Source organism: Exiguobacterium sp. KJ 601 (assembly GCF_027161185.1).
Classification (GTDB): domain Bacteria; phylum Bacillota; class Bacilli; order Exiguobacteriales; family Exiguobacteriaceae; genus Exiguobacterium; species Exiguobacterium profundum.
Map to the genome: position 1 here is coordinate 58,748 of NZ_JADHZG010000002.1, position 12,034 is coordinate 70,781.

11 protein-coding genes are annotated in these 12,034 nt (G+C 48.9%); 8 read left to right on the forward strand and 3 right to left on the reverse strand.

The window, feature by feature from the left end; all coding sequences use genetic code 11:
- The 3 genes from IRJ25_RS10715 (at position 1) to IRJ25_RS10725 (ending at position 3,640) form a co-directional block, all read left to right on the forward strand.
- A complete protein-coding gene (locus IRJ25_RS10715; RefSeq protein ID WP_214784528.1) occupies positions 1 to 543 on the forward strand; it encodes an NUDIX hydrolase in 543 nt (180 codons plus the stop codon).
- Positions 518 to 1,087, forward strand: a complete 570-nt coding sequence (locus IRJ25_RS10720; protein WP_264093147.1) for a DUF1349 domain-containing protein — start codon at positions 518 to 520, stop codon at positions 1,085 to 1,087. Before IRJ25_RS10715 ends, IRJ25_RS10720 begins: the two co-directional genes overlap by 26 nt.
- Positions 1,088 to 1,249: 162 nt before the next feature.
- Positions 1,250 to 3,640, forward strand: coding sequence for a carbohydrate binding domain-containing protein (locus tag IRJ25_RS10725; RefSeq protein WP_269318263.1), 2,391 nt, complete (start codon positions 1,250 to 1,252; stop codon positions 3,638 to 3,640).
- Positions 3,641 to 3,687: 47 nt separating this feature from the next.
- Here the strand turns inward: IRJ25_RS10725 and mprF are convergent, their stop codons facing one another.
- On the reverse strand, positions 3,688 to 6,180 hold the full coding sequence (mprF, locus tag IRJ25_RS10730) for a bifunctional lysylphosphatidylglycerol flippase/synthetase MprF (protein ID WP_269318264.1): 2,493 nt from the start codon (positions 6,178 to 6,180) through the stop codon (positions 3,688 to 3,690).
- A gap of 173 nt (positions 6,181 to 6,353) precedes the next feature.
- Here mprF and IRJ25_RS10735 point away from each other — a divergent pair, with 173 nt between their 5' ends.
- The 4 genes from IRJ25_RS10735 to IRJ25_RS10750 all read left to right on the forward strand — a co-directional run bounded on the left by IRJ25_RS10735 (position 6,354) and on the right by IRJ25_RS10750 (position 9,240).
- On the forward strand, positions 6,354 to 6,902 hold the full coding sequence (locus IRJ25_RS10735; RefSeq protein ID WP_269318265.1) for a bifunctional transcriptional activator/DNA repair enzyme AdaA: 549 nt from the start codon (positions 6,354 to 6,356) through the stop codon (positions 6,900 to 6,902).
- Positions 6,899 to 7,792, forward strand: a complete 894-nt coding sequence (locus tag IRJ25_RS10740; RefSeq protein WP_269318266.1) for a DNA-3-methyladenine glycosylase family protein — start codon at positions 6,899 to 6,901, stop codon at positions 7,790 to 7,792. The genes IRJ25_RS10735 and IRJ25_RS10740 overlap by 4 nt, the downstream gene beginning before the upstream one ends.
- Complete coding sequence (locus tag IRJ25_RS10745; protein ID WP_047795745.1) at positions 7,779 to 8,261, forward strand: methylated-DNA--[protein]-cysteine S-methyltransferase; 483 nt, start codon at positions 7,779 to 7,781, stop codon at positions 8,259 to 8,261. The genes IRJ25_RS10740 and IRJ25_RS10745 overlap by 14 nt, the downstream gene beginning before the upstream one ends.
- Before the next feature lie 115 nt (positions 8,262 to 8,376).
- Positions 8,377 to 9,240 (forward strand): DegV family protein, encoded by an 864-nt coding sequence (locus IRJ25_RS10750; RefSeq protein WP_269318267.1) that lies wholly within the window; start codon positions 8,377 to 8,379, stop codon positions 9,238 to 9,240.
- Positions 9,241 to 9,266: 26 nt separating this feature from the next.
- On the opposite strand, the gene IRJ25_RS10755 is transcribed toward IRJ25_RS10750, so the two are convergent.
- Complete coding sequence (locus IRJ25_RS10755) at positions 9,267 to 9,809, reverse strand: histidine phosphatase family protein (RefSeq protein ID WP_269318268.1); 543 nt, start codon at positions 9,807 to 9,809, stop codon at positions 9,267 to 9,269.
- Between the two features lie 27 nt (positions 9,810 to 9,836).
- Positions 9,837 to 10,298 carry a DUF2691 family protein gene (locus tag IRJ25_RS10760; protein WP_269318269.1) on the reverse strand — a complete coding sequence of 154 codons (462 nt, stop codon included), beginning with the start codon at positions 10,296 to 10,298 and terminating at the stop codon, positions 9,837 to 9,839.
- A gap of 191 nt (positions 10,299 to 10,489) precedes the next feature.
- Between IRJ25_RS10760 and IRJ25_RS10765 the strand changes: the two genes are divergently transcribed.
- Positions 10,490 to 11,989, forward strand: a complete 1,500-nt coding sequence (locus IRJ25_RS10765; RefSeq protein ID WP_196431674.1) for a malate:quinone oxidoreductase — start codon at positions 10,490 to 10,492, stop codon at positions 11,987 to 11,989.
- Positions 11,990 to 12,034 lie beyond the last annotated feature (45 nt).

The window sequence follows — 12,034 nt, forward strand, 5'->3', positions numbered from 1 at the left end:
ATGGAATTTTGGGACGTCTATACGGTCGACCGAGAAAAGACCGGTCGCACGTGGCAACGAGGAAGTCGATTGCCAGAAGGCGAGTATCACCTTGTGATTCACGTGTGTATCTTTAACGAGAAGGGCGAGATGCTGATTCAACAGCGCCAACCGTTCAAGGATGGTTGGGCCAACATGTGGGATATCACAGTCGGTGGAAGTGCCACGGTAGGAGATACAAGCCAGCAAGCCGCCATGCGGGAGCTCGAAGAGGAGATTGGACTCAAGCTTGATCTATCCCAGACGCGACCGCACCTGACAGTCAATTTTGACGAAGGGTTTGACGATATTTATTTGGTCGAAATGGAAGTGGATTTGAATGAGCTGACGCTTCAAGAATCTGAAGTACAGGCCGTGAAATGGGCGGATGAGGCGACAATTCTGCAGATGATTCAACAGCATGAATTCATACCGTATCACACACCGATGATACCGTTACTGTTTGCCATGCGAGGTCAATGGGGAGGGATTGATCATCATGCATACGTACAAGTGGATAAATGAACCGAATAGCGTGAACGGATTTGAACCGCTCACTTTTCGCACGCTGCCAGATACAGACTTTTGGCGAAATACACATTACGGATTTAACCGCATGACGGCGCATGCACGACTAACAGACGTCAAAACCCAACGATTCACATGTCGGGCGACAATCCAGATGGAACCGAGCCATACATATGATCAGGCCGGGATCGTCTTATATGTGAACGATGACCATTGGATCAAGACGTCTGTCGAGTACATTCCGGATAGACCGTCCCATCTTGGCGCAGTCGTCACCTCGTTTGGCTATTCAGATTGGTCGACACGTGATTTTTCAAATGACATGGTTCGCAATCCGTTGACGTTTGAAATCGTGTATACAGATGGAGATGTGGAGATTTTCTTTGAATATGGTGACGGTATGCGTGAACAGCTTCGCATTGCCCATCTCCATGACGTATCGACATTACGCATCGGTCCATATGCCTGTAGTCCGGATGTGAATGCGACAGGTTTTGACGTGACATTTTCGAATTGGGAACTAAGGGAAGCATCGACGTGAGTCGGTGCTTTTTTATGTGTCAGTTTGATTTCACTTCCGAAAAGTGGTTGAAGTTTTAGCAAAGAAAAATCTATAATGGATTTATCGAAAGCGCTTTCGGAAATCGCTTTCAAAAGTACGGACTGACATATGACAATCATTTATCCTAAAGGAGGACGCACGATGAAGAAATGGGTTGCACTCGCACTCGGGACAGGCCTTGCCCTATCCTTGCCACAAGAGGTGCCGGCTGAAAAGAGTTCAAAAGCCGATGACGCTAAGTGGAAACTTGTCTGGTCAGATGAGTTTAGCAAGTCTGAAATCGATCACTCGAAATGGAATTTTGAAACGGGGAACTGGATTGTCGACAAAGACGGAAATCCAGTCGCTGCCGGTTGGGGAAACAATGAGAAGCAATTTTACACGGACAAAAACGAAAACGCTTTCGTGAAAGACGGGAAGCTCGTCATCCGTGCAAAGAAAGAACAAGCATCGGATCAATTCGGTACCTATGATTACACATCGGCGAAGTTGACGACGAAGGGGACGTTCGGTAAGACATATGGTCGTTATGAAATGCGAGCCAAACTTCCAACCGGTAAAGGACTGTGGCCGGCGTTTTGGATGCTGCCAGAAGAAGACCGCTACGGTGGTTGGGCCGCATCAGGTGAAATCGACATCATGGAATCGTGGGGCAGTCAGCCAGATAAAGTCGCTGGCACGATTCACTACGGAGAAACGTGGCCGAACAACAAATATACGGGGAAAGATTATCACTTCGCAGAAGGTGACGGCATCGACAAGTGGCATACATATGCGGTCGAGTGGGAACCAGGTGAGATTCGTTGGTATGTAGACGGTCAGCTCTATCAAACGCAAAATGACTGGTATGCGAAAGAAGCGAACAAAGCATCGAAATATAGCTACCCTGCACCATTCGACCAAGATTTTTACTTGATTATGAACTTGGCGGTCGGTGGATGGTTCGATGGGGATGTTGACGAGACGACACCGTTCCCGGCAGAGATGGAAGTCGATTACGTCCGCGTCTTTGACTTGAAGAACGGGAAGTATCGCGATGCTGTCGAGCCGACGTACTCGGATGAGGAAGTCGTGTTACCGGAAGGTGCGAAACAACCTTTAGAAGACGGGAACCTCGTCTATGACGAAGACTACACTGAACCGATTACGACGGTAACGAACGGTGCGCAGGCGCTCAACCCGACGTATTGGAACTACGTGGCGCTTCCTGACTTTGGTGGCGTCGGTTCCATCGATGTGATCGACTTGGCAGGGTCACGTTTTGCTGACATTTCGATTGATCAAGCAGGAAGCCAACCATACTCGCATCAATTGATTCAAAACGTATCGCTCGGACAAGGTGGCCACTATAAAGTGACGTTTGACGCTAAGGCGGATGCCGCGCGTTCGATTGCCGTTAAAGTCGGTGGGGGTCCGGACCGAGGCTATGCAAAATATTCTGATGAAGGGTCATTCGATTTGACGACAGACGTTCAAACGTACTCGATGACATTCGATATGACAGAAGAAACGGATCTTGCGGCACGTCTCGAGTTCAACGTCGGACTCAGCACGTCGGGTGTCCAAATCGGGAACGTCCGTGTCGAGCAGACGCCTCGTGAGACATTCAATCCGAATGCAACGAAACCGATGCTTGGCGACGGAAATCACGTATATAACGGCACGTTCGACCAAGGTGCGATGGATCGTATGACGTATTGGACGTTCGACCCAGGTGTCACGAAAGGGACAGGAACAGTCGACCCAGTAGAGCGTCTCTTCCGTTTTGAAACGAACAAGAAAAAAGGAGCACCCGCCACATTGGTGCAACAAGGCATTCAGCTACAAGAGGGACATGAATATGTTCTTCGCTTCAAAGCACGAGCAGAGCGTATAGACGGTCTGCTAGTAGGATTGAACGGAGCGAATGAGGATGCCTACCTTCCGCTAGAGCGTATCGCGCTATCTGAAGCATTCGATACGTATGAAATTCCGTTCACGATGGAAGCCGGAACGGACCTCATGAGTCAACTCCAGTTCATTCTCGGTTCTGAAAAAGGTGTGATTGAAATCGATGACGTCGAGTTGCGCGATGTCGCACCGGTTTATATCGACCCGTCTCCACTTAAAAACGGTGCATTCACAGAAGGTCTCACCAACTGGGGCTCCTATGTCCACTTTGACGCACAGGCTGCTGTCGAAGCGGTGAATGAGGCGGCACGTATCTCAATTACGCAAGAAGGGAACGAAGCGTGGAGTGTCCTCATAGAACAAGGCGGTCTCGAGTTACAACAAGATCAAACGTACGTCGTCCAATTCGATGCATCTTCTACAATCGCTCGTTCATTCGAAGTGACGTTAGAGAATGTCGGGTACTATCGCTATTTGAGCGAAGTCGTAGCGGTCACACCAGAAACGAACACGTACACGTTTGAAGTGACGATGCCGGTAACAGATGTCACAGGATTGAAGTTCTTGATGGGACGCACAGAAGGGTCGCCACTCGGGGCTCATGACATCACGATTGACAATGTGAGTGTGACGTTGAAGTAAGAGGATACACAAAACAGGAATTTCTCATCGTGAGAAATTCCTGTTTTTTAGCGTTTCCGACTAATCAATCGCGCTGTTCGTAAAATCGATGGCAACAATTTACGACGCTGGCGGAACGCGAGATAGCGTCCTTCCCAAGATGGTTTGAACTTCTGTTTGAACTGTCGCAAGCCACTGAACGGATAGATGTAACTGATGTTTTCAAAAATGTCGGCGGCGACGCGCTCCGGCCAATGGGAGAACGTCTGCTCTCCGACGGCGGCAAGTGGTGCCACGCCGAGTCCGACATGATCATAGCCTTCTGCGCGAGCCCATTCGATGATGTGAAGGATTAACACTTCAATCGATCCGGTCGGCGCATCATTTTTCGAACGCATCAAATCGATGGAGATGGCCCCTTCTCCCCGGAGTAGCGAAATGAAAGCCACGACGACACCGTCCGCATCTCGCAACAAGGCAATCGGATAACGTGTCAACGTTTCATAGTCGAAGAATCCGAGAGAGAAGCCTTTCTCATTTCGATTCCCGATCCATTCGTCTGAGATGTCTTTTAACTCTTGTAACAGCAAGAGGCTTGGTTCACAGACGATGTCGAACGTGATTCCTTTCTTCTCAAACTGATTGTAGAGAGAGCGCATATTTGCACGCTTCTTCCCGGATAAGGAGAAGGTCGAGACGTCAATCGTCGCCTCTTCCCCTAGTTTGAAGAACGTGAATCCGGCATCATGGAGGCGGGGCATCCAATTCGGTGTGATTTGATAAAATAAAGGGATATACCCGATCCGATCTGCATCTTCAATGAATCGTGTCAAAAGAGAAATCGCAGCCTGTTTCTCTCCTTGGATATCACCAAGGACGATGGCATGGTTCCGAGTCGTCGCAAACAACAGACACGCATCTCCTGCCTCGTTCATGTAAAAACGCTTATCTGCCATATGGGCCAAATCAAAACTGCTCGATGTGGGCTGTGTTGCTTGGAACTGTCGGATGCGATGTTCATCATAGGCTTCTCCAAGCGCCGGACGTTTCCAACGATCGAACAAGAGCAGAAGTACACTTGCTATGATTGAAGTTAACAATAAGACGAACGTCGTCAACCAACCGGCTTGATGCGATGTGAAGAATAAGTTGTCTGTACCTGCGAATGACTGCAATAAGAGGGCGTGGGTGCCGACATAGAGCAGGACGTAAATCAAGCTTCGGATGAGACGTCCTGTCGTTAAAATCGACCGGTATCGGACGTGTCGTTTGCGTGTCAACCAGACGAACATCGCAAACCCGATGACGACGAAGGTCTCAAACAGGTTTAACCCACGAGCGATGACACCGATGGTCGCCAAGATGAAGGCAGTGTTGAGTAACCAGAGCGTTCGTTTTGTCCGAACATACATGCCATAGACGGATAAGAACATGAGAAGTCCGGCACTCAATAAGAAAAGGGTCCCAATCCATTCAAACCAGCGATTCACTTCATAGAGTGGCGTCACGCTCGGGAGAAGCGTCTGGAACCAAATCAACAGACTGCTCATGAGTGCGATGAGACTTCCAGTCAGGCGTCCAATCCTCGCAAGCGTCCGCGAAACGATGCGCCAGACGACGGTCCCAATCTCATAAGAAGACCCGATGATTGGCCGATACTCGATTTGTTTGACGACCTGATCTCCGAATGCGATGGCTGCGAGAAAAAGTCCAATTAAAAAGGGAACGACAAAATAAACGAATCGATAGATGATTAGTGAAGACAAAACGATGTCTTGATGAATCCCAAGTTGAGTCATCCCAACGAGATACAGTAAGTCAAACGTTCCAGCACCCCCAGGGACGAGGGAGACGACACCGACGACCGTCGCGACGATGAATACCCCGAAGAGTTGCACGAACGAAGCCGAACCGTCTAGTAACGTCAAAGCATAAATGGCGACGATTCCAGCGGTGACCCATTCTGCGAGTGAAGTCATCGTATACCCGAGCAGAGTAGACCATCCGACGTTTGATCGGCGTGATGTGACGAATAAATAAAACGGGAGCATCGCACTCACGGCGAGTAACACCGGCCAAATCCATGGTTTCGTACCGACGAGCCCACCAGCTGGAAAGATTCCGAGGAGCACACCGATGGAAAGAATGGACAGACCACTGATGAGTGTCGGGGTCATCCAACCGATGGCACGGAGCAAGCGTTTCGTATCTGTATAGGGACGGTAGAGGGAGGTACGAAGGGCAATCCCAATCACGCCGCCGAAGCCGAGCATCCCGTTCATCGAGTTCGTGATCCACGCCGTTTGAACGATTTTTCGTTTCGGTAGCTCGATATGTAAAGAGCGTAGCAGGAAATAGTCATAGCCCGTCATCGTCAAGACTGCGAATCCACCGAGCAGGATGAGTGTGAACTGTTCCCAACCGGTCAGTTGTTTCAATGTCGTGAAGGCGGTCGCGAGCGAGAGGTCTTTCAACTCTTGTCCGCTCTGAATCAAAATCAAACCGATTAACGCTATAGGAATGAGCCATTTTAATTGTTTCCATGAAAAACGAGTACGCATTGCAATCTTCTCCTTATCTGCCATAGGACTGACAGCAACTTCTGTCTAAATCGTACTATAGGATACGATTGAAATCTGTAAAACGTTTCAAAAAGAGGGGATTGTAAGCGCAAGAAAGAGGACGAAATGTTGATTTTAGATTTGCTACAGTGAGAGGAGAAAGGGGTGTGGAGATGCTGACGTTTGACGAAAAGTGGGCGAAAGTGCTCGCCTGCGATGCAACTTACGATGGATTATTCTATACAGCCGTGAAAACGACAGGAATTTATTGCCGACCTTCGTGCCGATCCCGCAAACCGAAGAAAGAGAACGTTGATTTTTATTTAACGAGAGAAGAAGCGGAGACAAATGGATTTCGACCGTGCAAGCGATGTCAGCCAGAAGTCGAACACGCCCCACACCGTGCGCTCGTTCAACAAGTGACGGCGTATCTCGTGAACCATTATAAACAACCCATTCGCCTTGAACAGATTGCCGAACACGCCCAACTGAGTCCCTTTCATTTGGAGCGGACATTCACCCAGGCGACAGGAGAGACTCCGAGGCAACTACTTGAACGGATTCGAATTGACAAGGCGGCTTATTTATTGCGAACGACCGACATGAGTAATCTGACGGTTTGCTATGAGGTCGGGTTTCAAACACCATCGAACTTTTACCGTGTGTTCCGACAAGTAAAAGGCTGTACACCGAACATGTATCGAAAAGGAGAGGACCTATGACAGAGATGCTACTTGCTGTTCAGCAGCCGTTTGATTTTCAAGAGTGTCTCGTCTTTTTAAGTCGGTCAGAACAAGAAGTGCTCCATGTGACCACACCTGACACGGTTCGAAAGTTGATGCGAATCGGGGAACGGCTCATCCTGATCGAGCTTCGAGAAGAGGGGAATCACATTCATGTACGGTTCCCTTTCGATGAAGTATCAGAGACAGAAAAAGAACGTGTCGCACGTGAGGTACGAGACTGGTTAGACCTTGATCGTGATTTAGCGCCGTTTGAAGCGATGGGTGAAGAGGATGAATTGCTGGTTCCTTTGATTGAAGCACATCGCGGATTACGGATGATTGGCTTCCCAGATTTGTTCGAAGCACTCGTTTGGGCCATCATCGGACAACAAATCACCTTGTCGTTTGCTTATACGATTAAACGGCGCTTCGTTGAACGCTATGGAGACCAACGAGTCGTCGAAGAAAGAACGTACTGGATGTTCCCGCGGGCGGAGCAAATCGCCTTGCTCGAACCGGAAGAATTACGTGAGCTTCAATTCAGTCGCAGGAAAGCAGAGTATGTCATTGATATTGCACGGGAAATAACGAATGGAGACCTGTCAAAAACGGCTTTACAATCACACTCTTCAGCTGATATCCGTCAACGGTTACTCGCGATAAGAGGTGTCGGAGCATGGACGGCAGACTATGTGTTGATGAAGTGTTTTCAGGACGCATCAGCCTTTCCGATTGCGGATGTCGGATTGCATCAAGCGATTCAGCATCAGTTAGGGACAGCGAAGAAACCAACGATTGAAGAAGTGAAGCGTTACGGTGAATCGTGGCAAGGTTGGGAAGGATACGCGACATTCTATCTGTGGAGGTCATTATATGGGAACGTATAAATTAGACGTGGAGACACCGATTGGCGTCCTAGAAATCATCGGGACGGAGCAGGTCGTTCAATCGATCTTATTCGTCGAACGGGAAAGCAAACGAAGTATGGAGCAAGATGTACCAAATGTATTGCGACAGTGCCGGGATGAACTAAACGCCTACTTTCGTGGCGAGCGTATGACGTTCACGTTCCCGACTGAGCAAATCGGGACAACGTTTCAGCATGACGTGTGGGATGCGTTACAAACCATCCCGTATGCGGAGACGGCTTCTTACCGCGAACTTGCCGAACGCGTGAAGCGACCTACGGCTGTTCGCGCAGTCGGAGCAACGAACGGACGCAACAAACTGAGCATCGTCGTGCCTTGTCATCGCGTCATCGGATCGACTGGGAAATTGACGGGCTATGCCGGTGGACTTTGGCGAAAAGAATGGCTCTTGCAACATGAAAAACAAGTCGCACATCAACCCCAGTAAAAAAACATTTCCCCCTCCAAATCTGCTACACTAGAAGAGGTCCTATCGTGACGTCGGAATCGACGAAGTTATAGGATGATTCCCGTCACTTATGGAGAAAGTTTTGGAGGAATGCATGATAAAATTATTAGCAGATTCGACGTGTGACTTATCAGATGCAGTGCTTGAACAGTACAACATCGGGGTCGCGCCGTTGATCATCACCATGAATAATATGTCTTACCAGGACCGGGTGGATATCCAGCCGGATGATTTTTACGGAATGTTGGAAGCGCTCCCGGAATTCCCAACGACGGCGATGCCGAGCCCAGCGACGTTCTTACGATTGATGGAAGATGCGGTCGCTGCCGGCCATGAGGAGATTTTATGTATCTGCATGTCGAGTGGGACGAGCGGATCGTATCAATCGGCGGTCATTGGAAAAGAATACTTTGAAGAGGCGCATCCTGACTCACCTGTCAAAATCCATGTCGTCGACTCTCGTTCGATGAGTCATGGTAGCGGCTGGCTGTTGTTGAAGAGCGCACAGATGCGTGAAGCCGGTGCGACGTTCGAAGAGCTCGTTGACTTCAATGAGACGTACAAGACGAAAGTGAAGCACTTCTTATCCGTAGATGACCTCGACCACTTGATCAAGAGCGGACGGATTTCAAACGCGAGTGCTATCATCGGGAAACTACTGATGGTAAAACCCATCATGAGTATGAAAAACGGGAAAGGTGCCATTGTTGCCAAGGAACGAGGCACCCGTAAAGTGCTGAAGCATTATAAGGACGAGTTCGTGAAACGCGTCAACCCGGACATCACGAATTTCGTGATCATCGGGTACACATCGGACCAACGGATTGCGGAGAACTTAAAAGTGAAGCTCGAAACCGAAACCGATTTTGCCGGCGAGATTTACCTCATGCAGATGGGTGTCTCGGTCGGGACACATGTCGGGCTTGGTGCCATCTCGATGTTTTTCGTAGAGAAGTGACAAAAGCCGTCTCATCGCGAGACGGCTTATTTGTTTGGCCAAATATGCTCGATGACCGGTGTGCTGTCGTGATAATCGAGACGATAGACATCTGGGTTACGCATCTTACGCCATGTCTCAAAGTCATATTGCGGGTCGAGATGTTGCAATAAGAGTGCGAGCAGATTGCCGTGTGTCACTAATAGGGTCGAAGCATGCGGAGCTTTGGCGTGCTCGACGACTTGTAGGATGCGCTGCGTCGCCTCCTCAGCCGATTCGGCACCAGGCAACTTGAACGTCGGGTCGCTGAACGACTGACGTAATGGGGTCAGCCAGTCTTCGAGCGGTTCGTGAGATAGGATGCGTTCTCTCAGTAACGGTTCACGTTCAATCGAGAGGTGATGAGCATCGGCGAGTGGCGTGACCGAAGCGACTGCACGGGTATAATCGCTAGAGATGATTCGGTCGATTGTGAGTTCAGAAAAGAAGTCGCGAAGCAGTAAGGACTGGGCGTGACCGTCTTCTGTAAGCGAGGCGTCAGGTTCTTGGCCCGTAGCTGAGCAGTGTCGAATCAAATAGAGTGTAGGCATGTGGATTCTCCTTTTTAAACCGTCTAGTTACCAGCAAGATAAACGTGTCCTCGAGTCATTATGACGTGTGATGTATGTGACATCTTCAAATCCATACCAAGAAGCATTTTGATAGAGTGAATTGAGCATCTCTTGGTCTTTACAGTAGATTGTGACGTCTTGACTGTCCGTCACCAATAGAGCGAATTCACACGTACTATGTAAAAAGTCTTCGTACGTTACGATTTCCGAGGACATATGAGATTGAAACGCCTTGATATCAACGAAAATCAAATAGTGTTCATGTTGTGTGAGCAGTTCAGCGAATTGACGACCATCGATTACGATCGAATCCGAAAATAACAGGCGATTCAGGTGCCCATCTTTTACAATATATGATTCCTCGTCAATCACTTTCCATCGGTATTGATCAAGAGGGATTGGACTTAAGATTGCTTTTAGAAATTGCCCATATTGATTGGGTATTGTAAAACGTAAACCACGCCTCAAAAGAACACCTCCTTCATTTCATGGGATCATTCCATTTTCATAAAAAGTTTCAACACGAAAAATCATACATAACCCTTATCATTCATCACAAAAGAGTTATAATCGGTATAACGATTATAAAATATACGATCGAGGAATGGGGATTCTTCAATCGTATGACAAAAAATTCAGGGGATAAGGATGGGGTTTTCATGAGCAGTACGCAAACGAGAACAGACGTCATTTTGATTGGGGCAGGCATTATGAGCGCAACGCTCGGTTCACTCTTTAAAGAGCTCGTACCGGAGTGGAACATCAAAGTGTTCGAAAAGCTCGATGCAGCAGGGGAAGAAAGTTCAAACGAGTGGAATAACGCAGGTACGGGACATGCCGCACTTTGCGAATTAAACTATACAACAGAGAACGCAGACGGGACGATTGACATCTCCAAAGCGGTCAACGTCAACGAGCAGTTCCAAATCTCGCGTCAGTTTTGGGCGCATCTCGTCAAGCAGGGACTGATTGAGAATCCAGGAGCCTTCATTCGTTCGATCCCACATATGAGCATGGTCCAAGGGGAGAAGAACGTCGATTTCTTGAAACGCCGTTTGGAAGCGCTCACAGCGAATCCGCTGTTTGAAGGCATGGTCTTATCGGACGATCCGAATGAATTACGGGAATGGTTCCCGCTCATCATGGACGGACGGACACCGGATGAACCGATTGCTGCGACGAAAATCGACTCAGGGACAGACGTGAACTTTGGCGCATTGACACGTATGTTGTTTGACCATCTCACATCGAACGGGGTCGAAGTCAACTATGGCCATAGCGTCGAGGACGTGAAGCGCCTCGAGAACGGTCATTGGGAAGTGAAAATAAAAGACATGTCTCAGAACACGATTGAGACGCATACGGCACCGTTTCTCTTTATCGGAGGCGGTGGTGGCAGTTTGCCGCTCTTACAAAAGACAGGGATTCCGGAATCGAAACAAATCGGAGGATTCCCAGTCAGCGGTCTCTTCCTCGTTTGTAAAAATCGCGAGGTCATCGAGCAACATCACGCCAAAGTGTATGGTAAAGCGAAGGTCGGGGCACCACCGATGTCGGTCCCGCATCTCGACACTCGTTTTATCGATGGACGCAAAGAGTTGCTGTTTGGACCGTTCGCCGGCTTCACACCGAAATTCTTAAAAACAGGATCGAACTTGGATTTGATTCGTTCGGTCAAGCCGAACAACGTCATCACGATGCTTGCCGCAGGGGCGAAAGAGATGCCACTTACGAAATACTTGATCGAGCAGGTACTCTTATCTCACGACAAACGGATGGATGAACTCCGTGAATTCATCCCGAATGCCAAGAATGAAGATTGGGAGATCGTCGTGGCAGGGCAACGTGTGCAGGTCATCAAAGATACACCGCAAGGAAAAGGAACGCTTCAATTCGGAACGGAAGTCGTCAGTGCCGAAGATGGGTCGGTCGCGGCGCTTCTCGGTGCTTCTCCAGGCGCATCGACGGCCGTGCACGTCATGTTGAAAGTGCTCGAGCAGTGCTTCCCGCAACACTTACCGGAGTGGGAAGCGAAAATCAAAGAAATGGTACCGTCGTATGGATTGAAGCTGTCGGAACACCCGGATTTATTCAAGACGATTCACGAATCGACGGCGGTCACGCTCGGTTTAGAGGAAAAGGACATGGTCCACAATTAATTGATTCAAGACGAGCATACAATCGTATGCTCGTCTTTTGTATAG